16 protein-coding genes are annotated in these 24,141 nt (G+C 57.0%); 15 read left to right on the top strand and 1 reads right to left on the bottom strand.

Annotated features, from left to right (window positions below; all coding sequences use genetic code 11):
- The first annotated feature begins 23 nt into the window (after nucleotides 1-23).
- The 3 genes from CIK95_RS02395 to CIK95_RS02385 all read left to right on the top strand — a co-directional run bounded on the left by CIK95_RS02395 (nucleotide 24) and on the right by CIK95_RS02385 (nucleotide 5,279).
- Entirely contained in the window at nucleotides 24-2,006 is a 1,983-nt protein-coding gene (locus CIK95_RS02395; protein ID WP_094466161.1) for a glycoside hydrolase family 97 protein, read from the top strand.
- Between the two features lie 1,343 nt (nucleotides 2,007-3,349).
- Nucleotides 3,350-4,009: a LexA family transcriptional regulator gene (locus CIK95_RS02390; protein ID WP_254046396.1), complete on the top strand. Its 660-nt coding sequence runs from the start codon at nucleotides 3,350-3,352 to the stop codon at nucleotides 4,007-4,009.
- Nucleotides 4,010-4,013: 4 nt separating this feature from the next.
- A complete protein-coding gene (locus tag CIK95_RS02385; RefSeq protein ID WP_094466160.1) occupies nucleotides 4,014-5,279 on the top strand; it encodes a Y-family DNA polymerase in 1,266 nt (421 codons plus the stop codon).
- Nucleotides 5,280-6,481: 1,202 nt separating this feature from the next.
- Here CIK95_RS02385 and CIK95_RS02380 read toward each other — a convergent pair.
- Nucleotides 6,482-8,191 carry a Na/Pi cotransporter family protein gene (locus tag CIK95_RS02380; protein ID WP_022309866.1) on the bottom strand — a complete coding sequence of 570 codons (1,710 nt, stop codon included), beginning with the start codon at nucleotides 8,189-8,191 and terminating at the stop codon, nucleotides 6,482-6,484.
- Between the two features lie 77 nt (nucleotides 8,192-8,268).
- Here CIK95_RS02380 and CIK95_RS02375 point away from each other — a divergent pair, with 77 nt between their 5' ends.
- The 12 genes from CIK95_RS02375 (at nucleotide 8,269) to CIK95_RS02320 (ending at nucleotide 24,066) form a co-directional block, all read left to right on the top strand.
- On the top strand, nucleotides 8,269-9,930 hold the full coding sequence (locus CIK95_RS02375) for a nucleoside kinase (RefSeq protein WP_094466265.1): 1,662 nt from the start codon (nucleotides 8,269-8,271) through the stop codon (nucleotides 9,928-9,930).
- 38 nt (nucleotides 9,931-9,968) lie between these two features.
- Complete coding sequence (locus CIK95_RS02370; RefSeq protein ID WP_094466159.1) at nucleotides 9,969-11,867, top strand: 2-oxoacid:acceptor oxidoreductase subunit alpha; 1,899 nt, start codon at nucleotides 9,969-9,971, stop codon at nucleotides 11,865-11,867.
- Nucleotides 11,868-11,885: 18 nt separating this feature from the next.
- A complete protein-coding gene (locus CIK95_RS02365; protein WP_022309869.1) occupies nucleotides 11,886-12,893 on the top strand; it encodes a 2-oxoacid:ferredoxin oxidoreductase subunit beta in 1,008 nt (335 codons plus the stop codon).
- 201 nt (nucleotides 12,894-13,094) lie between these two features.
- The gene (gene rimP, locus CIK95_RS02360; RefSeq protein WP_094386757.1) at nucleotides 13,095-13,562 is read left to right on the top strand and encodes a ribosome assembly cofactor RimP; all 468 of its coding nucleotides are present in this window, start codon (nucleotides 13,095-13,097) and stop codon (nucleotides 13,560-13,562) included.
- 3 nt (nucleotides 13,563-13,565) lie between these two features.
- Complete coding sequence (gene nusA / locus CIK95_RS02355; RefSeq protein WP_022309871.1) at nucleotides 13,566-14,831, top strand: transcription termination factor NusA; 1,266 nt, start codon at nucleotides 13,566-13,568, stop codon at nucleotides 14,829-14,831.
- A 34-nt stretch (nucleotides 14,832-14,865) separates the two neighbouring features.
- Nucleotides 14,866-17,763 (top strand): translation initiation factor IF-2, encoded by a 2,898-nt coding sequence (gene infB, locus CIK95_RS02350; protein ID WP_094466158.1) that lies wholly within the window; start codon nucleotides 14,866-14,868, stop codon nucleotides 17,761-17,763.
- Nucleotides 17,764-17,931: 168 nt separating this feature from the next.
- A complete protein-coding gene (gene sufB, locus CIK95_RS02345; RefSeq protein ID WP_094466157.1) occupies nucleotides 17,932-19,377 on the top strand; it encodes a Fe-S cluster assembly protein SufB in 1,446 nt (481 codons plus the stop codon).
- 6 nt (nucleotides 19,378-19,383) lie between these two features.
- Nucleotides 19,384-20,118 carry an outer membrane beta-barrel protein gene (locus CIK95_RS02340; RefSeq protein ID WP_094389022.1) on the top strand — a complete coding sequence of 245 codons (735 nt, stop codon included), beginning with the start codon at nucleotides 19,384-19,386 and terminating at the stop codon, nucleotides 20,116-20,118.
- Between the two features lie 22 nt (nucleotides 20,119-20,140).
- Complete coding sequence (gene sufC / locus CIK95_RS02335) at nucleotides 20,141-20,893, top strand: Fe-S cluster assembly ATPase SufC (protein WP_022309875.1); 753 nt, start codon at nucleotides 20,141-20,143, stop codon at nucleotides 20,891-20,893.
- A gap of 32 nt (nucleotides 20,894-20,925) precedes the next feature.
- Complete coding sequence (gene sufD, locus CIK95_RS02330) at nucleotides 20,926-22,269, top strand: Fe-S cluster assembly protein SufD (RefSeq protein ID WP_094466156.1); 1,344 nt, start codon at nucleotides 20,926-20,928, stop codon at nucleotides 22,267-22,269.
- Between the two features lie 4 nt (nucleotides 22,270-22,273).
- Complete coding sequence (locus tag CIK95_RS02325) at nucleotides 22,274-23,488, top strand: aminotransferase class V-fold PLP-dependent enzyme (protein WP_094389024.1); 1,215 nt, start codon at nucleotides 22,274-22,276, stop codon at nucleotides 23,486-23,488.
- A gap of 284 nt (nucleotides 23,489-23,772) precedes the next feature.
- Nucleotides 23,773-24,066: a hypothetical protein gene (locus tag CIK95_RS02320; protein WP_144007695.1), complete on the top strand. Its 294-nt coding sequence runs from the start codon at nucleotides 23,773-23,775 to the stop codon at nucleotides 24,064-24,066.
- Nucleotides 24,067-24,141 lie beyond the last annotated feature (75 nt).

Below are 24,141 nucleotides of genomic sequence, written 5' to 3'. Positions count from 1 at the left end.
CTTTTACAGAGCACAACTAATTCATGAAAAAAAGAGGAATTACCACATTGTGGCTTCTGATGGTGGCGCTGGTCATGATGGCCAAGAGCTATACCGTCACATCGCCCAACGGGCAGCTTACCGCCCAGGTAGAGGTAGGCACAGTCATCAAGTACAGTCTCAAGGACGCCAGCCAGCAGCTCGTGCTGCCCTCGGCCATAGCCCTCAAGACCGACAGAGGCACATGGGGCGAGAACTCCCATCTGCGCCGTGCTGTGAAGACAACCCACCGTGGCCAGATAGCCGCCTTTGCCTACAAGCGCAACGAGGTGAGCGACTGCTACAACCAGTTGCGCCTCCAGTTCAAGGAGGGATTTGACCTCATCTTCCGCCTCTACGACGAGGGCATGGCCTACCGTTTCGCCTCGACCCTTAAGAGCGAGGTTACCATCAACGACGAGCAGGCGCAGATGCGTTTTGCCCGCGACTGGAAAGCGCAGATACCCTATGTGCGCGACAGTGGCGACCGCGAAGACCAGCTCCACAACTCGTTTGAGAACAACTATACCCACACTGCGCTGTCACAGCTCATGGACACCCGCCTCATCTTCACCCCGCTCATCGTCGAGGCCGACAAGGGCGTGCGGCTCTGCGTGGCAGAGAGCGATGTCGAGCACTATCCCGGGCTCTTCTGGCTGGGCAACGGCAAGACGCCCGAGCTCACCGGCGTGTGTGCCCCCTATCCCAGCGGCATCAAGATTGGAGGCTACCGACTGCTCGAGCAGCTGCCCACAGGTCGCGAGAACTATCTCGTCAAGGCCCATGCACAGCAGCAGTTCCCCTGGCGCATCATCTGCTATGCCACTGCCGACGAGCAGTTGCTCGACAACGACATGGTATACCGCCTCGCCTCACCCTCTCGCCTCGCCGACACCTCATGGATACGCCCCGGCAAGGTGGCTTGGGACTGGTGGAACGACTGGGGAGTATACAAGGTAGACTTCCGGGCCGGTATCAACACCGAAACCTATAAGTACTACATCGACTTTGCCCACCGCCACGGCATAGAGTACATCCTGCTGGACGAGGGATGGGCCAAGCGCCGCCGCAACGACCTCTTCGCCATCGTGCCGGGCATAGACATCAAGGCCATCGTAGACTATGGCAAGGCCAAGGGCGTCGGCGTGATCCTCTGGGCCGGCTACTATCCCTTCGACAAGGACATGGAGCGCGTGTGCAAGCACTACTCGGAGATGGGCGTCAAGGGCTTCAAGGTCGACTTCATCAACAGCGACGACGCGCGCATCGTAGACTTCCACTACCGTGCCGCCGAGATGACCGCCAAGTACCACCTGCTCATCGACTTCCACGGCACCTACAAGCCCACCGGACTCAACCGCACCTATCCCAATGTCATCAACTTTGAGGGCGTCAACGGACAGGAGCAGACCAAGTGGTGCACCATCAAGGAGTACAACCAGCCTCTCTACGATGTCACCGTACCCTTTGCCCGCATGCTCGCCGGACCTATGGACTACACCCAGGGAGCCATGATCAACGGCACCCAGACCACCTATGCCCCCAACAACTCACGGCCTATGAGCCAGGGCACCCGCACCCACCAGCTGGCGCAGTATGTGGTCTTCCTCTCGCCCCTCAATATGCTCTGCGACTCGCCCACCCACTACAACCAGGAAGAGGAGTGCACCCGATTTATCGTGTCGGTGCCCACTGTCTGGGACGAGACCATCCCACTCAAGAGCGAGATAGGTGAGTATGTGGCAGTGGCACGCCGCAAGGACGGCAAATGGTTTGTGGGTGCGCTCACCAACTGGACCGCGCGCGACCTCACCCTCGACCTCTCGCCGCTCAACATCGCCGGTCGCCAGGCCGACGCGTTCTACGACGGCATCAATGCCGACCGTTCGGCAGAAGACTACAAGCGCTGCCAGATTACCATCCCCGAGGACGGCAAGCTCAAGGTGCACCTCGCCCCCGGCGGTGGATTTGTCATGGCGGTAGAGTAGGAGAGCGCCACTATCTCCGCCACGGCGGAATGCCCCGATACAGAGCCTCGGGCGTAGCATACGGGTTTGCCCGATTGCCCCGAGGCCGATACTGATGGAAATACGGATATCGCTGATTTGCCTGATAGCATTTGCCAAGAATATCAGACAAATCAGCGATATCCGTCTTCGTTTTGTAGGAGCAGATATAGATGCGGTGATTGGTTTAGGGGTTGATACTTGTGATGGATGCGGGGGCGGGTGATTGGTTTGTGGTTGATGCTTGTGATGGATGTGGGGTTGGGTGATTGGTTTGTAGTTGATGCTTGTGATGGATGTGGGGTTGGGTGATTGGTTTGTAGTTGATGCTTGTGATGGATGTGGGGTTTCCGATTGGTTTAGGGGTTGATGCTTGTGATGGATGTGGGGGCGGGTGATTGGTTTGTGGTTGATAATTGTGATGGATGTAGGGTTGGGAGACAGGTTTGGGGTTGATGCTTGTGAAGAATATAGGGTTGGGTGACAGGCCTGATTTTATGGGCATCGTCCCCAAGGCATAGCAGGTCCATTCCAGCAGCAACTCTGTAGGAGTTGCGTTTCCCCAGCCCAGGGTTGCGGGCGAAGCACGCTACCCTGGGTATATATACAATAAGGTATAGCAATGCTGTAAGTATTGCGTTTAGCCGAAGGCGTTACCCCGACGCAAACCCATCGCTACCTATATGTAGGGGAATTATCCAACTGAGTATAACGCCTACGGCTAAGCGCAACTCTTACAGAGTAGCAATATTAGTGGGTGCATTACCCAGGGTAGCGGGCCATGCCCGCAACCCTGGGCTATGTAATCGCAACTCCTACAGAGTTGCCGGGGGATGCGTACCATCCACAACGGACTAACCATACATGCCCCATCGGTTCGCACCATCCACAATGTGCTAACCATACATGACGCATAGGTGCGGACTATCTATAATAAATGGAGGCCCGTCAGCAGCGGCAACTCCTACAGAGTTGCCAGGGGTGCGTACCATCCACAACGGACTAACCATACATGCCCCATCGGTTCGCACCATCCACAATGTGCTAACCATACATGACGCATAGGTGCGTACTATCTATAATAAATGGAGGCCCGTCAGCAGCAGCTACTCTGTAGGAGTTGCGATTTCCCAGCCCAGGGTTGAGGGGCGAAGCACCTCTACCCTGGGTAAGGATATAAAAAGAGATGGCAACTCTGTAGGAGTTGCGATTAGCCGAAGGCGTTACCCCCGACGCACCCCCATTCCACTTCACATATTATCAGACCACCCCCAACGCAGATAATCATAAAAAATGTTTGATTTCTGTAATACATATTCAAAAATATGCGTAACTTTGTCTGTGAAAACAATATACGCGATATGAATGACAACCACAACAGCCGACGGGGAGGACGACGCGAGGGCGCCGGACGACCATCGACAGACAGCAAACTCTTTACCTTCAGGGCACCACGACAGGTGGCGACGCTGATAGACAGCCAACCCAACAAGAGCGAGTTTATCACCCGATGCATCCGACAGGCTGCCAGCGCCACCACAGCGCTCGGGCGGATGGGCACCGTGGTGAGCGCCACCGAACTGGACGACCTCGCGCTGCCCTACTTCGACATAGGGCTGGTGGCGGGCTTCCCCATACCGCTCGACAACGACGAGCGCAGCCAGGACATCAGCCTCCTGCGCATGCTCTGCCCCAACCCCGAAGCATCGTATCTCATACGCGTCGAGGGCAACTCGATGATAGACGCCGACATCCACTCGGGCGACATCGTCATCGTAGACAAGAGCCGCCGCAACCCCTCGGAGAGCGAGGTGGCGGTATGCGAGCTCAATGGAGAGTACACCCTCAAGCGCTTTGTACGGCGGGGCGACGAGGGATGGCTCGTTCCCGCCAACCCCGACTTCCCCGAGATACGCGTGACGCCCGCCGACTCCTTCAGCGTATGGGGTACGGTGACGTATATCATCCACCGGCCCAGAGACTGACGATATGTGGGCACTGGTAGATTGCAATAGCTTCTTCTGTTCGGTAGAGAAGGTGTTCCACCCGGGACTCCAGGGACGACCCGTGTGCGTGCTGTCGAGCAACGACGGCTGCATCGTGGCGCTCACGCCCGAAGCCAAGGCCGTGGGACTGCGCCGCGGCGACCCGCTCTTCAAGGTGAGCGACATCGTGGAGCGCCACCAGGTCAGGGTGTTCTCGACCAATATGCAACTCTACGCCGCCATGAGCAAGCGGGTGACCAACATACTGCGGCAGAGCATCATGCGCGTCGAGAACTACAGCATCGACGAGAGCTTCTGCGACCTCGGAGGATATGAGCGCCACCACAACCTGACGGAGATGATGCGCGACATAGCCGGGCGCATACGCCTGTGGACCGACATACCCGTGAGCGTGGGCATAGCCCCCTCCAAGACCCTCGCCAAGATGGGCAGCAAGTTTGCCAAGCAGTATCGCGGCTACCACGGCGTGTGCTGCATAGACAGCGACGACAAGCGGCGCCGCGCACTGCAGCTCTTCGACCTCGCCGACGTGTGGGGGATAGGACGCCGTACGCTGGAGCGGCTCAACTATTACGGCATACACTCGCCGCTGCAACTGGCAGACAAGAGCGAGGCGTGGGTGAAGAGCCATCTCGCCAAACCGGGAGTGCAGACATGGATGGAACTCAACGGACAGCCCTGTATAGACACCACCGAGGTGAGGCGCAACCAGACGGTGACCACCTCGCGCAGCTTCGGCAGCATGGTCGAGAGCATGGAGCAGCTCAAGTCGGCGGTAGCCACCTTTGCCGCGTCGTGCGCCAACAAGCTGAGAGGTCAGCAGGCCGTGGCGCGACAGGTCACGGTGTTTATCGCCAGCAACGCCTTCCGCGACGACCTGGCGCAGTATGCCAATGCCGCCACCGTGACGCTGCTCACCCACACGGCCGACACCATGGAGATAACCGCCGCCGCTCTCCAGGCGTTGGCGCACATCTACCACCACGGGGTGATGTACAAGAGGGCAGGGGTGACGGTGAGCGACATCATCGCTGCCCACGCCGCCACAGCCGACCTCTTCGACCCCATCACCAACAGGGCTGAGCGGGCACAGCTCATGGCAGCCACCGACAACATCAACCAGCGCTACGGGCTGAAGACCATCAGACTGGCAGCCGAAGGCGACGAGCAGCAGCCCTGGAAGGTGAAATGCGAGCACCGCAGCCCCAACTACCTCACGGATATCAGAGACATACTCGTAGTGGGATGACCCTACGCGCCGTGCAGACTACCATGGCCGGCGCGCACCGTAAGTTACGAGCCCTCGTGTCGTACGAAACGAGCCCACGTATCAACCGTCACGTGCCCACGTATCAACCGTCACGAGCACGCCATGACCATCGCCACGGCAGCCAATGTGGTCGCGACAACCCTAAGGACGGTCGCGCCGTTCCCCGAGGCCATCATAATCATTACCATGACAGTCATTATTTTTGCAGAGTTGGATATAAGGATTGCAGCGTTGGCCATAAATAATGCAGAGCAGCCAATAAGTGTTTCAAGGTTTGATACACATTTTCCCACGGTGTTCAAATGTAAATGCAAATCGGTTGATGGGGCCGCATTTGGATGGTACGCACCCCCGGCAACTCTGACGGAGTTGCGATTACATAGCCCAGGGTTGCGGGCATGGCCCGCTACCCTGGGTAATGCACCCACTAATATTGCTACTCTGTAAGAGTTGCGCTTAGCCGTAGGCGTTATACTCAGTTGGATAATTCCCCTACATATAGGTAGCGATGGGTTTGCGTCGGGGTAACGCCTTCGGCTAATCGCAACTCCTACAGAGTTGCTATCTTTTTTTTATATCCTAACCCAGGGTAGAGGTGCTTCGCCCCTCAACCCTGGGCTGGGAAATCGCAACTCCTACAGAGTTGCCGCTGCTGACGGGCCTCCATTTATTATAGATAGTACGCACCTATGCGTCATGTATGGTTAGCACATTGTGGATGGTGCGAACCGATGGGTCATGTATGATTAGTCCATTGTGGATGGTGCGAACCGATGGGGCATGTATGGTTAGTCCATTGTGGCTGGTACGCACCCCCGGCAACTCTGACGGAGTTGCGATTACATAGCCCAGGGTTGCGGGCCATGCCCGCAACCCTGGGTAATGCCCCCACTAATATAGCTACTCTGTAAGAGTTGCGCTTAGCCGTAGGCGTTATACTCAGTTGGATAATTCCCCTACATATAGGTAGTGATGGGTTTGCGTTGGGGTAACGCATTCGGCTAATCGCCACTACTACAGAGTTGCTATACCTTATTATAAATATACCCAAGGTAGAGGCGCGTTGCACCTCTGCCCTGGGCTTGGAAATCGCACATCCTACAGGGTTGCTGTAGGAATGTGGGCGGTATGTGATAACTGGCTCTATGAGAGCCGTGACGGTTGCGGAGTTTTGGGCCGCATCATGCGCCGTGCTGGCGTACGCCCATGCGGGCTTCGACTACGTTGACGATGTAGTCGCCCAGCTTCTCGCACTCCTGGATGATATCCATATACATGGTACCACAAGCGTAGGAGTAGGCGTGTTCGTTGACATCGTTGATGTTCTGGGTCTTGAGCTGTCCGCGATAGTTGTTGATTTCGGTCTCAAGGTTGAACGAGGTGTTGGGGTCGAAGTTCTCCTTGTGGCGCTTGAACATGGTGTTCATCTGGGTAAGTGCCGAGTCGATGAGTCCAAACATCTGATGTGTGTGGTCGTACTGCTTCTCGGTGAAGTCTTCCTTGCTCTTGAACTTGCGGTTGAGGGTGCGCGCAATGTTGTAACAGCTGTCGCCGATAGACTCTATTTCGCTTATCTCGCGCAGCATGGCGCGTATCTTGGCCTTGGTCTCGTCGCTGAGGTGCGAGTCGCTGACGTTGTCGAGGTAGTTGCCTATCTCAATCTCCATGTGGTCTGATATGCCTTCATACTTCTCGATGCGCGAGAAGAGCTTGATGAACTTATCGCTATCCTTCTCGTAGAGCAACTCATTGACCATGCCAAACATGCGCTGTATACGCTCCGAGTAGCTCTGTATTTCTTTCTGCGCCTCAAGCACTGAGAGCTCGGGGGTCTTCATGATACCGCTCTGGATGAACCGCAGTCGGAAGTCTTCGTCCTCGGCATTGGGTTTCGGCTTGATGAGTCGGCACACGAGTCGCTCTATCTGCGGGATGAACCACACGAGGATAGAGGTGTTGGCAAGGTTGAAGGTGGTGTGGAAGGCAGCGAGCACGAAACTGAGCTTGGCGGCGTTGGCGAGGAAGCCGGGGTCGCCCTGATGGAGCGACTCGTCGTAGCCCACAAATCCGCAGACCATGTCGACAAACGGGCGGAACACGAGCAGTATCCAGCACACGCCGAAGAGGTTGAACACCATGTGTGCAAGGGCGGCACGGCGGGCTTGGGCGTTGGCGGTGAGCGCAGCCACATTGGAGGTGACAGTGGTACCGATATTCTCACCCATCACCAAGGCTATACCCTGATAGATGGGCAGCACGCCGGTAGAGCAGAGTATCATGGTGATGGCCATGATGGCTGCCGAGCTCTGCACACACATGGTGAGCAGACTGCCGATGATGAGGAAGGTCACGGTGGTGAGCAGGCTGTTGGGGTCGAAGCTCTGGAAGAAGTCGAGTACAGCCTGGTTGTGGGAGAGGTCCATGTCGATACCCGTCTGGCGCAGGGTGCCCAGTCCGAGGAACATGAAGGAGATACCGAAAATGAAATCGCCGACCATCTTCCGCTTCTTGGAATAAATCAAGATGATAGCGATGAAGAAAGCCGGCCATACGAAGTCGGTAATGTTGAAAGAGAAACCCGCGCTCATAATCCATGCCGTAAGCGTGGTGCCGATATTGGCTCCCATGATGACGGAGATGGCTTGGGCCAAAGTGAGCAAACCGGCATTGACAAACGATACCGTCATTACGGTAGTGGCGGTAGACGACTGTACCGCGGCTGTAATAAACGTACCGGTAAGGATGCCCATTAAACGGTTGGTTGTCATGGCGCCAAGGATATGGCGCAGCTGTGGTCCTGCCATCTTCTGCAGGCTGTCGCTCATCGTTTTCATACCAAACATAAGCAAGGCTAATGAACCGATAAGCTTAAAAAAAATCCAAATCGACATATTTTTGATAAAAAGTTTGTAAGAAGTCGATAATAATTACTAATTTAGCCCTGTCAATCAAAAGAATCTATCCAATGATGAAACAGATGCTACTTATACGTTGCAAAAATAATAAAAAAGTTTTAAAAGTCAACGTTGGAAGTACACTTTCTGAAGTTTTTTCTGCTTCGGAGCTTAAAATGGACCATGGTCCGGTGTGCGCAAGGGTAAACAATAAGGTGCAAGGCATGCACTACCGGCTCTACAACGACAAGGATGTGGAGTTTCTGGATATGCGGTCGGGCTCGGGGTCACGCACGTACACGCGTACCTTATTTTTTATATGTTGCAAGGCCATCAACGACCTCTACGGCAATGTGGAGGTGCGTATAGATATACCGGTATCGAAGGGTTACTATGTACACGTCAAGCTGGGAAGAGACATTACCGCCGACGATGTGGCACGTATACGCTGCCGCATGCAGGAGATAATAGACGCCGACACGCCCATACGCCGCCGCATGGTGACTGCCGAGGAAGCCATACGCCTCTTCAGCGAGAAGGGCGACATGTCGAAGGTGAAGCTGCTCAAAGGCCAGGGCAAGCTCTATACGGTGTACTACCAGATAGACGACTTCATCGACTATTTCTATGGTGCCCTGCTGACCAGCACCAGTGAGGTCTATCTCTTTGACCTCGTGGCCTACAGCGATGGTATGCTGCTGCGTGTCCCCTCGCGCGAAGATCCCGGCCAGTTGTGCCCAATGCCCCGCCAGCAGAAGATGTTTGATGTGTTCAAGGAGCACCACGAGTGGCAGAACATCATCGGCCTGCGCACCGTGGGCGACCTCAACGACGCCGTGGACAAGGGGTTTGCCACAGACATCATCAATGTGAACGAGGCGCTGCAGGAGAAGAAGATAGCCCGCATCGCCGACCAGATAGCTGCGCGCCACGATGTGAAACTGGTACTGCTGGCCGGTCCGTCGTCGTCGGGAAAGACCACAACCTGCAAGCGACTGAGCATACAGCTGCTCACCTGTGGGCTCAAGCCACTCCAGATATCGCTCGACGACTACTTCATAGACCGCGACAAGACTCCGCTCGACGCCAATGGCGAGTATGACTATGAGAGCATACACGCCCTCAACATAGACCTCATCAACGAGCAGTTTAATGCCCTCTTCAAGGGCGAGGAGATAGAGTTGCCCAGATACAACTTCCAGGCGGGCAAGAGCGAGAAGAGCGGCAAGCGGCTGAAGCTGGGCCCCAACGACATAGTGGTGGTCGAAGGCATACACGCCCTCAACCCCGAGCTCACCGCCCAGATTCCCGAGCAGCAGAAGTTCCGCGTGTATGTGTCGGCACTCACCACCATCCTGCTCGACGAGCACAACTATATCCCCACGACCGACAACCGGTTGCTGCGCCGCATCATACGCGACTACAAGTATCGTGGCGTAAGCGCCCAGGAGAGCATACACCGCTGGCCCAGCGTGCGCGCCGGCGAGGAACGGTGGATATTCCCCTACCAGGAGAATGCCGACGCCATGTTCAACAGTGCCATGCTCTACGAACTGGCCGTCATCAAACAGCAGGCTGAACCGCTGCTCGAGCAGGTGCCCGAAAACTGCGAGGAATATGCCGAGGCACACCGCCTGCTCAAGTTCCTGCGCTATTTCCATGCTATCTCTTACCGTCAACTGGCTCCCACCAGTCTGCTGCGCGAGTTCCTTGGCGGTAGTTCATTCAAATACTAAAACTAAAACAGTTATTCATTTTACCTTGACATCCTGTTATGGAAGAAGACATCGTAATCAAAGAGTTGGATCAGGTTGTAGTAAGATTCTCTGGCGACTCCGGTGACGGCATGCAATTGGCCGGCAACATCTTTTCTACCATTTCTGCCACCGTGGGCAACGACATCAGTACCTTCCCCGATTATCCTGCCGACATCCGTGCCCCGCAAGGCTCGCTTACGGGTGTTTCCGGATTCCAGGTGCACATCGGCGACGGCACGGTATATACTCCCGGTGACCGTTGTGACGTGCTGGTGGCGATGAATGCCGCTGCGCTGAAGACCCAGTACAAGTATACGAGACCCCAGGCCACCATCATCATCGACACCGACAGCTTCGGTCCCAACGACCTGCGCAAGGCCGATTTCCTCACCGACGACTATCTGGGCGAACTGGGCATAGACCCCGACTGCGTGGTGGCTTGCCCCATCACCACGATGGTGAAACACTGTCTGGAAGACTCGGGTATGGACAACAAGAGCATTCTCAAGTGTCGCAACATGTTTGCCCTGGGAATGGTGTGCTGGTTGTTTGACCGCAACCTTGAACTCGCCGAAGAGTTCTTGCACCATAAGTTTGGCAAGAAGCCCCAGGTGGCTGAGGCCAACATACGCGTGGTGCATGCCGGCTACGACTATGCCCATAACACCCATGCCGGCGTGCCCGCCACCTATCGCATAGAGACCCACTCCAAGGTGTCCGGACGCTATATGGACATCACCGGCAACAAGGCTACCGCCTACGGACTGATAGCCGCCGCCGAGAAGGCAGGACTGAAGCTGTATCTGGGCTCATACCCCATCACTCCCGCCACCGACATACTGCACGAACTGTCCAAGCACAAGTCGTGTGGCGTCATCACGGTGCAGTGTGAAGACGAGATATCGGCTTGCGCCAGCGCCATAGGAGCCTCGTTTGCCGGAGCACTGGCAGCCACCTCTACCTCGGGTCCCGGCATCTGTCTGAAGAGCGAGGCCATCAACCTGGCTGTCATCGACGAGTTGCCGCTGGTCATCATCGACGTTCAGCGTGGCGGTCCCTCGACCGGTCTGCCCACCAAGAGCGAGCAGACCGACCTGCTGCAGGTGCTCTACGGCCGCAACGGCGAGAGTCCCATGCCCGTAATCGCTGCCACCAGCCCCACCGACTGCTTCTCGGCAGCCTACATGGCAGCCAAGATAGCCCTGGAGCATCTCACCCCCGTGGTGCTGCTCACCGACGCCTTCATCGCCAACGGTTCGGCGGCATGGCGTCTGCCCAAGATGGACGACCTGCCCGAGATACATCCCCACTATGCCACCAGCGACCAGCGCTACAGGTATACCCCCTATCAGCGCGACCCCGAAACCTGTGTGCGCTATTGGGCTATACCCGGACAGGAAGGCTATACACACATTCTGGGCGGACTGGAGAAGGACGGCAAGACCGGCAGCATATCGACCGAGCCCGAGAACCACGATCTGATGGACCATCTGCGCTCGCGCAAGGTGGCTCGCATCGAAGTGCCCGACCTCGAAGTGCTGGGCGACAAGGACGACGCCGAACTGCTCATCGTGGGATTTGGTTCGACCTACGGCCATCTGCTCTCCACGCTCAAGGAACTGCGTGGCAAGGGTTACAAGGTGGCACTGGCACAGTTCAAGTATGTCAACCCGCTGCCTCACAATACCGTCGAGGTGCTCAACCGCTATCCCAAGGTAGTGGTGGCCGAACAGAATCTGGGTCAGCTGGCTGCGCTGCTGCGTATACGCATCAACAACTTCTCGCCCTACCAATATAATAAGGTGAAAGGCCAGCCCTTTGTGGTCAGCGAGCTCACCGAAGAGTTTGAGAAGATACTGCTTGCGCCCAACCGCACCAAGACCGGCCTCACCTATGAGGACAACATCATCGCTTAACCCTTAACAGAAGTCATTATGAACGAATATACAGCCAACGATTACAAGAAAGGGCAGCCACGATGGTGCCCTGGATGTGGCGACCATTTCTTCCTGTCCAGTCTGCACAAAGCCATGGCCGAACTGGGCGTTCCTCCCTATCAGACGGCAGTAATCAGCGGCATAGGCTGCTCCAGCCGTCTGCCCTATTACGTCAACACCTATGCCATGCAGACCATCCACGGACGTGCGGCAGCCATTGCCACCGGTACCAAGATAGTGAACCCCGACCTCGCCGTATGGCAGATTAGCGGCGACGGCGACGGACTGGCCATCGGAGGCAACCACTTCATCCACGCCATGCGCCGCAATATCGACCTCAATATGATACTGCTCAACAACCGTATCTACGGACTCACCAAGGGTCAGTATAGTCCTACATCGCCACGCGGTTTCGTCTCCAAGTCTTCGCCCTATGGTACGGTGGAAGACCCCTTCCGCCCCGCCGAACTCTGCTTTGGCGCCCGCGGACGCTTCTTCGCCCGAGCTGTGGCCAACGACGGTGCCGGCACTGTGGAAATCCTCAAGCGTGCCTACCAGCACAAGGGAGCCTCGGTGTGCGAGATTCTGCAGAACTGCATGATATTCAACAATGGTTGCTATGCTCCCATCTATACCCGCGAAGGTCGTAGCCGCAATGCCATCTACGTGGAAGACGGCAAGCCGCTGGTTTTCGGCGAAAACCATGAATATGGACTCGTGCAGGAAGGCTTCGGACTCAAGGTGGTCGAGATTGGACGCGACGGATATACCCTCGACGACATCCTCGTACACGACAGCCACTGCGAGGACAACACCCTGCAGCTCAAGCTCGCCATGATGGACAATGAGCACGGTTTCCCCGTGGCTCTCGGCGTGATACGCGATGTCGAGGCACCTACCTACGACAGCTGCGTCAACCAGCAGGTGGAAGAAGTCAAGGCCCAGAAGCCTTACCACAACTTTGAGGAACTGCTTGAGACCAACGACATCTGGGAGGTGAAGTAGCAACGTCATCCCCGCACCATCCACCCTTACCGCCGCCGGTGCCGAGATACTCTCCTTCGGCCCCGAGATGGTGAAATATAAGGCATCTTGGTGAAAAACAAGCGAAAACATTTGCAGAGTTGGGAAAATATGCGTAACTTTGCATCGTTCAGTGGAATGAGGGACTCCAACCGGAGTTCCTCATTTTTTAATAATAACCGTATGATAGATAAAAACGTTGTAAAAAGCGTAGTAGAGGAATGGCTTAAGGATAAGGAGTATTTCCTCGTGGATGTAGAGATTAGTACAGACAACCGTATCGTAGTTGAAATCGACCATGCCGATGGCGTGTGGATTGAAGACTGCGTAGAGCTGAGCAGGTTTATCGAAGACCATCTGAGCCGTGATGAAGAAGATTACGAGCTTGAGGTGGGTTCAGCCGGCCTGGGCCAGCCTTTCAAGGTTCCCCAGCAATACATCAACTTCATTGGCGAAGAGGTCGAGGTGCTCGATGCCGACGGTATCAAGGTGCGTGGCACGTTGAAGAGCGTTGACGGCAACGACTTTGTGGTCAGCGTGAGCGAGAAGGTAAAGGTAGAGGGCAAGAAGCGCCCCCAGCTCATGGATGTCGACCACCACTATCAGATGGATAAGGTGAAATATACTAAATACTTAATAAGTTTCAAATAAGCTATGGCAGCAAAGAAAACAAACGAGGTGACAATCAGTATGATTGATACCTTCAAGGAGTTTAAGGATACTAAGAACATAGACCGCACCACACTGGTGAGCGTGCTTGAAGAGAGCTTCCGCAACGTGTTGGCCAAGATTTACGGCAGCGACGAGAACTTCGACGTGATTGTCAACCCCGACAAGGGCGACTTCGAAATCTATCGCAACCGCGTGGTCGTTAACGACGGTGAGGTGCAGGACGAGAATAAGGAAATCAGCCTGACCGATGCCCGTAAGATTGAGCCCGACTACGAGGTGGGCGAGGACGTTTCGGAGAGCGTGAACTTTGCCAAGTTCGGCCGCCGCGCCATCCTTACCCTCCGCCAGACCCTGGCGTCCAAGATCCTGGAGCTGGAGCACGACTCGCTCTATAATAAATATAAGGACCGTGAGGGCCAGGTTATCTCTGCCGAAGTATACCAGATATGGAAGCGTGAGGTACTTCTTGTCGATGACGAGAACAACGAGCTCATCCTGCCCAAAGCAGAGCAGATACCCTCCGATGTGTACCGCAAGGGCGAGACCATTCGTGCCGTGATAGAGCGCGTGACCAATGACAACAACAACCCCAAGATCATCCTGAGCCGTACCAGCCCCAAGTTCCTGGAGCGATTGCTCGAGGCCGAGGTGCCCGAGATAGCCGATGGTCTGATTGTCATCAAGAAGATTGCCCGCATGCCCGGCGAGCGCGCCAAGGTTGCCGTTGAGAGCTTCGACGACCGCATCGACCCCGTAGGAGCCTGCGTGGGAGTCAAGGGAAGCCGCGTGCATGGCATCGTGCATGAGTTGGGCAACGAGAATATCGACGTCATCAACTGGACCGCCAATACCAAGCTCTATATCCAGCGTGCGCTGAGTCCTGCACGTATCAACAGCATCAGCGTGAACGAGGAAGAGCACAAGGCCGAGGTCTATCTCCAGCCCGAGGAGGTCAGTCTGGCTATCGGTCGTGGCGGTATGAACATCAAGCTGGCTTCGCTGCTCACCGAGTACACCATCGACGTATTCCGTGACGTTACAGGCAACGAGGTCGAGGAAGACATCTATCTGGACGAGTTCTCCGACGAAATCGACCAGTGGGTTATCGACGCTGTCAAGGCGCTCGGACTCGACACAGCCAAGCAGGTAATCTCGGCTCCACGCGAGATGCTTATCGAGAAGGCCGACCTCGAAGAAGAGACCGTCGACCACATGCTCGATGTGCTGCGTGCTGAATTTGAACAATAATAGAAAACAATTAAGAGAAAGGAAGAGGTAATTAATGAGTATCAGATTAAATAAAGCATTAAGAGAACTGAACATCGGACTCCAGACGGCAGTGGAGTTCTTGGAGAAGAGAAAAGAACTGGGCGAAGTGAAGTCAGAGCCCAGCTTCAAGCTGAACGACGAGCAGTACAATGCTCTTCTCGAAGCGTTCAAGCAAGATGCTGATGTAAGAAACAAGGCAGAGCTGATGTCCCACAAGAAGCAACAGGACAAGAAGCAGGCTGCCGAAGAGAAGAAGCAGGCTGCCGAGGACAAGAAGCAGACCGCCGAAGCACAGCCGAAGACCAAGTCGCAGACCTTTAATGTGATTGGCAAGATAGACCTTGACAGCCTCAATAAGAAGCCAAAGTCACCCGCGCCAGCTGCTACTCCTGCCTCCGACAATACCGAGAGTAAGACCGCTGCCGTAAGTCAGAAACCGGAAGAGAAGAAAGCCGAACCCAAGGTGGAAGCACCCAAGGAGGAAAAGCCCGTAGCCAAGGAGACCCCCAAGGCCGAGAAGCCTGTGGCTGCACCCGTGGCAGAGAAGAAGGAAGAGAATCCCGCCGCAGCCCCCGTGGCCGAGAAGGCTCCCGAGGCCCCTGCCCAGGAGAAGGCTCCCGCCGAGAAGGCTCCTGCTACAGCCGGAGTCTTCAAGCTCCCCACCGAAGCCAAGAACCCCAATGCCCTCAAGGTCAATGTGCTGGGCAAGATAGACCTTGATGCCATCAACCAGAGCACCCGACCCAAGAAGAAGACCAAGGAGGAAAAGCGAAAGGAGCGTGAGGAAAAGGCACAGGCCAAGAACGGCGAGAAGAAGAAGCGCCAGCGCATAGGAAAGGAGCGCGTGGACATCAACGCCGAGGCTGAGAGCAACAACGGCCGCAACAAGAAGAAAAACGGTAACGGCAACAACAATAACCCCAATGCCAACAACGCCAACAGTGCCAACAACGGTGGCAACGGCAAGAATGGCAAGAACCGCAAGCGCAACCAGAAGCCTCTCGAGGTAGACGACGAAGCCGTAGCACGCCAGGTGAAAGAGACGCTTGCCCGCCTTACCAACAAGAACCAGAACAAGAAGGGCGCCAAGTACCGCAAGGAGAAGCGAGAGGCCGTCCAGGAGAAGCTCTCCCAGGAGGCAAAGGCCGAGCGCAAGGAGAGCAAGACGCTCAAGCTCACCGAGTTTGTTACCGTGAGCGAGCTCGCCACGATGATGGACGTGAGCGTCACCCAGGTCATCTCTACCCTCATGGGCGTAGGCATCATGGTGTCTATCAACCAGCGCCTCGACGCCGAGACCATCAACCTGGTGGCCGAAGAGTTCGGCTTCAAGACCGAGTATGTGAGTGCTGAGGTTCAGGAAGCCGTGAGCGTAGAGGAAGACGACGAAGCCGACCTCGTGTCGCGTGCGCCAATCGTTACCGTGATGGGCCACGTAGACCACGGTAAGACCTCGCTGCTCGACCATATCCGCAATACCAACGTGATAGCCGGCGAGGCCGGAGGTATCACCCAGCACATCGGCGCCTATAGCGTGACGATGAAGAACGGCCGCAAGGTGACCTTCCTCGATACCCCTGGCCACGAGGCGTTTACCGCCATGCGTGCCCGTGGTGCCCAGGTTACCGATATCGCCATCATCATCATCGCTGCCGACGACTCTGTGATGCCCACCACCAAGGAGGCCATCGCCCATGCCCAGGCTGCCGGCGTGCCCATGGTGTTTGCCATCAACAAGATAGACAAGCCCGGAGCCAACCCCGACAAGATACGCGAGGACCTCGCCAACATGAACCTGCTGGTCGAAGAGTGGGGTGGCAAGTATCAGTGCCAGGAGATCAGTGCCAAGAAGGGCATCGGTGTCGACGAACTGATGGAGAAGGTGCTGCTCGAGGCCGACATGCTCGACCTCAAGGCCAACCCCAACCGCAAGGCTGTGGGCACCATCATCGAGTCGTCGCTCGACAAGGGCCGCGGCTATGTCAGCACCGTGCTGATTGGCAACGGTACCCTCAAGGTGGGCGACTACGTGATAGCCGGTACCAGCTGGGGACGCATCAAGGCCATGTTCAATGAGCGCAACCAGCGCATCGACAGTGCCAAGCCCGCCGAGCCCGCCATCATCCTGGGTCTCAACGGCGCTCCTACTGCCGGCGATGCCTTCCACGTGCTCGATACCGAGCAGGAGGTGCGCGAGATAGCCAACAAGCGCGAGCAGCTGCAGCGCGAGCAGGGTCTGCGCACCCAGAAGCGACTCTCCCTCGATGACATCTCCCACCGCATCGCCCTCGGCTCGTTCAAGGAGCTCAACATCATCGTCAAGGGTGATACCGACGGTAGTATCGAGGCTCTCAGCGACTCGTTCATCAAGCTCTCTACAGAGAAGATCAATGTCAACGTCATCCACAAGGCTGTGGGCCAGATTTCGGAGAGCGATGTTACCCTCGCCGACGCATCCGACGCCATCATCGTGGGCTTCCAGGTACGTCCTTCGGCTGCCGCGCGCAAACTCGCCGACCAGGAAGGCGTAGAAATCAATACCTACTCCGTCATCTACGACGCCATCGACGACGTAACCTCTGCCATGGAGGGTATGCTCGACAAGGTGAAGAAGGAAATCATCACTGGACAGGTAGAGGTGCGCCAGGTCTACAAGATTTCCAAGGTGGGTGCCGTTGCCGGATGTCTCGTTACCGAAGGCAAGGTACACAGCAAGGACAAGGCGCGCGTCATCCGCGACGGTATCGTGGTCAAGACCGCTCCTATCGACTCGCTCAAGCGCTATAAGGACGATGTGAAGGAGGTACCCACAGGTATGGAGTGTGGTATCAGTCTGGTCAACTACAACGACATCCTCGAGGGCGACATCCTCGAGACCTTCACCGAGATAGAGGTAGAGCAGAAGCTCTAAGTCCGGCAGGATAGCCATACTATTGACTTAATAAGGCTATAAGCGGAAATATAGGTAGTGGCATCCTGTTCGTAGAAGAGGGTGTCACTATCATGGTTAATACGACAGAGTGTATCGGGGAGATGTGTATCCAGCCCGTTCGCTCATATGTCATGACACATTAAATCAATGGCAGACAAAGAGAAAAATGAGTTTGTAAGACAGGTGGCCGACCAGAAGTACGAGTTCGGGTTTACCACCAATGTGCATACAGATATTATCGATAAGGGACTCAACGAGGATGTGGTGCGCCTTATCTCGCAGAAGAAGGGAGAGCCCGAGTGGCTGCTCGACTTCCGCCTGAAGGCATTCCGCTACTGGCTCACCCAGCCCCAGCCCACGTGGGGCCACGTGCATTTGCCGGAGATAGACTACCAGGCCATCTCCTATTATGCCGACCCGCTCGCCAAGAAGCCCAAGGACAACAAGATAGACCCCGAGCTCGAGAAGACCTTCGACAAGCTCGGCATACCCCTCGAAGAGCGGCTCGCGCTCAGCGGCACCGCTGTCGACGCCATCATGGACTCCGTGTCGGTGAAGACCACCTTCAAGGAGCAGCTCCGCGAGAAGGGAGTCATCTTCTGCAGCATCGGCGAAGCCGTCAAGGAGCATCCCCAGTTGGTGCGCGAGTACCTGGGCTCGGTCGTTCCCTACCGCGACAATTTCTTTGCAGCACTCAACAGTGCCGTCTTCAGCGACGGCTCGTTCGTCTATATCCCCAAGGGCGTGCGCTGCCCGATGGAGCTGAGCAGCTACTTCCGCATCAACGCCCGCAACACGGGCCAGTTTGAGCGCACGCTCATCGTAGCCGAAGACGACAGCTACGTGTCCTACCTCGAGGGCTGCACCGCACCCATGCGCGACGAGAACCAGCTCCATGCTGCCATCGTCGAGATCATCGTCAAGGACAACGCCGAGGTCAAATACTCCACCGTGCAGAACTGGTATCCCGGCGACGAGCACGGCAAGGGCGGCGTGCTCAACCTTGTGACCAAGCGAGGCGACCTGCGGGGCAACAACTCCAAGCTCAGCTGGACCCAGGTCGAGACTGGCTCGGCCATCACATGGAAATATCCTTCCTGCGTCCTCCGTGGCGACGGTTCTCAGACCGAGTTCTATTCGGTTGCCGTCACCAACCACTATCAGGAGGCCGACACCGGTACCAAGATGATACACATGGGCAAGAACACCAAGAGCACCATCATCTCCAAGGGTATCTCTGCCGGACACAGCCAGAACTCCTACCGCGGACTGGTGCGCGCCACCAGCAATGCAGACAACGCCCGCAACTACAGTTCCTGCGACTCGTTGCTGCTGGGTTCCGACTGCGGAGCCCACACCTTCCCCTATATGGATATCCACAACGACACAGCCATCGTGGAGCACGAGGCTACCACCTCCAAGATTTCGGAAGACCAGTTGTTCTACTGCAATCAGCGAGGCATACCCACCGAGCAGGCCGTAGGTCTCATCGTCAACGGCTATGCCAAGGAGGTGCTCAACAAGCTGCCCATGGAGTTTGCCGTTGAGGCTCAGAAACTACTCAGTGTATCACTCGAAGGAACCGTAGGTTAGACCGTTATGCGACAGATTGTTACCCTATTGATGCTGGTCATGGCTGCCTCGGTGCAGGCCCAGGACGACGACAGCCCCCGTTGGTCTGTCGACGCCCACATTGGTGGCAACGCCCTTGTCAGTGGCTCCGCCTCGGGCGGCGATGTGCCCCTCTATCGTTCGGGCTCCACTTCCCAGTCGGGTCTGGTCACCCGGCTTCATGTCGAGTACCTTCTGCCCATCTATTTTCCCCTCAGCGTCAAGGCCGGATATGAGCACGAAGAGATTACGATGCTCAAGGGCGACGCCTCCTACGACCTCAGCCAGCTCTCCCTTGGTGCCCGCTGGCGCCCGGCTTCGCCCCTGTGGCACGTGCAGCCCTATGCCGGCTTCGATGTGCTCTGGGCACCGTCGGCAGAGCGCGGCGGCATGGATATGGAGACCCGGATCGGCTCTCTCAACTATTCCTACCGCGCCCGAGGCGTGGTGCGCATGCCCCGATTCAGCATGGGCCCCGTCGTAGGCGCCGACATCTATCTTTTTTCCCACATAGCTCTCCAGGCAGAGTACAGCTACCGCCTGGGACTTGGCTCCCATTATCATGTCGATTACTCCGACAGCCGTTCCCACACCGTTTCAGCCTACTGTCATGGACAGCCCCATCGTCACGTGTTGACCGTGGGACTCAAGATAGACTTCCCCTTCCGTTTCGACAGCGACGATGTGCGCGGACTGTTGCAGGGGCTGTTAGATTTGTATTAATTCACCATAAACCATTACATATATGTTAGAGGTAAGAAATCTGCATGCTACCATAGCAGGCAAAGAGATATTAAGAGGCATCAATCTCACCATCGGCGACGGTGAGATCCATGCCATCATGGGCCCCAACGGTTCGGGCAAGTCCACGCTCAGCGCCGTCCTTACCGGCAACCCGCTCTACACCGTTACCGAGGGCGAAGCCATCTTCAACGGCAAGAACCTCCTGGACATGAAGCCCGAAGACCGCGCCCGCGAGGGACTCTTCCTCTCCTTCCAGTATCCCGTCGAGATACCCGGCGTGTCGATGACCAACTTCATGAAGGCCGCCGTCAATGCCAAGCGCGAGTACCAGGGTCTGGAGCCACTCAACGCCAGCGAGTTTATCAAGCTCATGCGCGAGAAGCGACAGATAGTAGAGCTCGACAGCAAGCTCTCCCACCGCAGCGTCAACGAGGGCTTCTCCGGCGGCGAGAAGAAGCGCAACGAGATCTTCCAGATGGCTATGCTCGAGCCACGGCTGAGCATCCTCGACGAGACCGACTCCGGTCTGGATGTCGACGCCATGCGCATCGTGGCCGACGGTGTCAACAAGATGCACACCCCCGAGACCTCAGCCATCGTCATCACCCACTACGAGCGTCTGCTCGATATGATCAAGCCCAGCGTGGTCCATGTGCTCTACCGCGGACGCATCGTCAAGACCGCCGGACCCGAACTCGCCAAGGAGATAGAGCAGCGCGGCTACGACTGGATCAAGGCTGAGGCCGGCGAGTAAGCCTCTCCCATCACCTTATTATATATATAGATATGAACAGCGAACAACAGTATATCGATCTCTATACCCAGAGCTCGGGTATCATCAACGCCCACTCGGCGCCGGTGATGAACGCATTGCGCGAGCAGGCCTTCGCCGACTTCAGGCGTATGGGCTTCCCCACGCGCAAGGTAGAGCGATATAAGTATACCGACGTGGCCAAGCTCTTCGAGCCCGACTACGGGCTCAACCTCAACCGCCTCGACATCCCCGTCAACCCCTACGACGCCTTCCGCTGCGATGTGCCCAATCTCAGCACCTCGCTCTACTTCGTGGTCAACGACAGCTTCTACACCCGCCAGCTGCCCCAGGCCCATCTGCCCGAGGGAGTCATCGTCGACAGCCTCTGCCGGGTGGCAGCCACGCAGCCCCAGCTCGTAGAGCCCTACTACGGACGCCTCGCCCAGACCGGAGCCGACGCCCTCGTGGCGCTCAACACCATGCTCGCCCAGGACGGACTCTTCATCTACGTGCCACGCCATGTGCGCATGGACCGCACCGTGCAGATTATCAACATCCTGCGTTCCGATGTCGACCTCATGGTCAACCGCCGCGTGCTCATCGTCGTAGAGCAGGGCGCCGAGGCACGGTTCCTCTTCTGCGACCACGCAGCCGACGACCGCCGCTTCCTCGCCACCCAGGTCATCGAGGCATACGTGGGCGACAACGCCAGCCTCGACCTCTACTGCATGGAAGAGACCCACATACGCAATACCCGCACCAGCAACGTCGTCATCGAGCAGCAGGCCAACAGCCGCGTCAACCACAATGTCATCACCCTGCACAACGGCACTACCGTCAACCGCCTCGACCTCACCTTCAGAGGCGAGGGAGCCGAGTGCTGCTGCAACGGATGCGTTATCGCCGACAAGACACAGCGCGTAGACAACAATACGCTCATAGACCACCAGGTGCCCCACTGCACCAGCAACGAGCTCTACAAGTATGTGCTCGACGACAACGCCGTGGGAGCCTTCGCCGGACGCGTGCTCGTGCGCCACGGAGCCCAGAAGACCTCCTCGCAGGAAACCAACCAGAACCTCTGCGCCTCGCGTACCGCCCGCATGTACACCCAGCCCATGCTCGAAATCTATGCCGACGATGTCAAGTGCGCCCATGGCAGCACCGTCGGCCAGCTCAACGATGCAGCCCTCTTCTATATGCGCCAGCGCGGCATCAGCCTCGACGAGGCACGGCTGTTGCTCGAGTTTGCCTTTATCAATGAGGTTATCGACACCATCCGCCTCGAACCCCTCAAGGACCGGCTGCACTACCTCGTAGAGAAGCGCTTCCGCGGCGAACTCAACAAGTGTGAGGGATGTAAACTTTGTCATTAAGCCTATGTATGATATCCATCAGGTGCGCGCCGATTTCCCCATCCTCTCGCGCACCATCTACGACAAACCCCTGATTTATCTCGACAACGGCGCCACCACCCAGAAGCCGCTGTGCGTGCTCGACGCCATGCGCGACGAGTATCTCAATGTCAATTCCAACGTACATCGAGGCGTACACTGGCTCTCCCAGCAGGCCACCGAGCTCCACGAGGCAGCCCGCGAGACCGTGCGCCGCTTCATCAACGCCCGCTCCACCTCAGAGATAGTCTTCACCCGAGGCACCACCGAGGGCCTCAATCTCGTGGCATCATCCTTCGCCGATGCCTGCATGACCGAGGGCGACGAGGTCATCGTCTCCGTCATGGAGCACCACTCCAACATCGTGCCCTGGCAGCTCCAGGCACGCAAGCGCGGCATCGTGGTCAAGGTGATACCCATCAACGAGCGCGGCGAGCTGCTCCTCGATGAGTATGAGCGCCTCTTCACCCCGCGCACACGCATCGTCAGCATCTGCCATGTCAGCAATGTGCTGGGCACCGTCAATCCCGTAGAGCAGATGGTAAGCATCGCCCACGCCCACAACGTGCCCGTGATGGTCGACGGCGCCCAGAGCGCACCCCACATCCCCGTCGATGTGCAGCAGATAGACTGCGACTTCTTCGCCTTCAGCGGCCACAAGATGTACGGCCCCACCGGCGTCGGCGTGCTCTATGGCAAGGAAGAGTGGCTCGACCGCCTGCCTCCCTATCAGGGCGGTGGCGAGATGATAGAGCACGTCAGCTTCGAGCATACCACCTTCGAGCGCCCGCCCCTCAAGTTTGAGGCAGGCACCCCCGACTATATCGCCACCCACGGTCTGGCCACAGCCATCGACTACATCGAGCGGCTGGGCATGGACAACATCAGCGCCCACGAGCACCGACTCACCAGCTATGCCATGGACCGTCTCGGTGCCATACCCGGCATGCGCATCTTCGGAACCTCCGACCGCAAGGACGCCGTCATCAGTTTCCTCGTCGGCGACATCCACCCCATGGACATGGGCACCCTGCTCGACCGCCTGGGCATCGCCGTGCGCACCGGCCACCACTGCGCCCAGCCTCTCATCGACCACCTGGGCATCCTCGGCACCGTGCGCGCCTCCTTCGGCCTCTACAACACCTGTGAAGAGATAGACCGTCTGGCAGAGAGCATCGAGCGCGTCGCGCGCATGTTCTAATCCCCGCCCCCTCATGGCAGAGCCACGGGCCCAGCAGCACCCTACGCGTCCTGCTGGGTCCGTGGCTCTGCCGTTTCTTGCCCATCGCCGTCCCGCGAGTCCTCATTGCCGCCCCGCGAGTCCCAGCCGCCGTCCCCATTAGTCCTCTCAGCAGCCGCGAGTCCTCTCTGTTCTCCCATTAGTCCCCTCCGCCGCCGCGCAGACCGTCGTTGCCCATGCGCCGACCATCATTGCCGCCGCGTATCGTAAGTCACGTGCCCACGTATCGTACGAAACGTGCTCTCGTGCCGACCGACGCGCGCTCCCGTTTCAACCGTTACGAGCCCGCCATGACCATCGCCACAGCAGCCAAAGTGGTCACGCCAACCCCCAAGACGGTCACGCCAACCCCCAAGACGGTCACGCCAACCCCCAATACGGTCATGCCGTTTCCCGAACGCGTCATAATCATTACCATGGCAGTCATCAATATTGCAGAGTTGGATATACATGTAGCAGAGTTGCCCATAGACAATGCAGAGTTGGCCACAAGTAATGCAAAGCACAAACTGTCTTTTAAGGTGGCAGTAGAGATGTAATGGTGGCTGTCGGTGTGACAGAAGCCCCATGTCGGTTTTCGCCTTGGCTGCCTTCCGTGGTCGGCAGCAGCCCTC

The sequence above is a fragment of the Prevotella sp. P5-108 genome (genome assembly GCF_002251385.1).
Classification (GTDB): Bacteria; Bacteroidota; Bacteroidia; order Bacteroidales; family Bacteroidaceae; genus Prevotella.
This window is presented reverse-complemented; position numbering and strand designations above follow the sequence as displayed.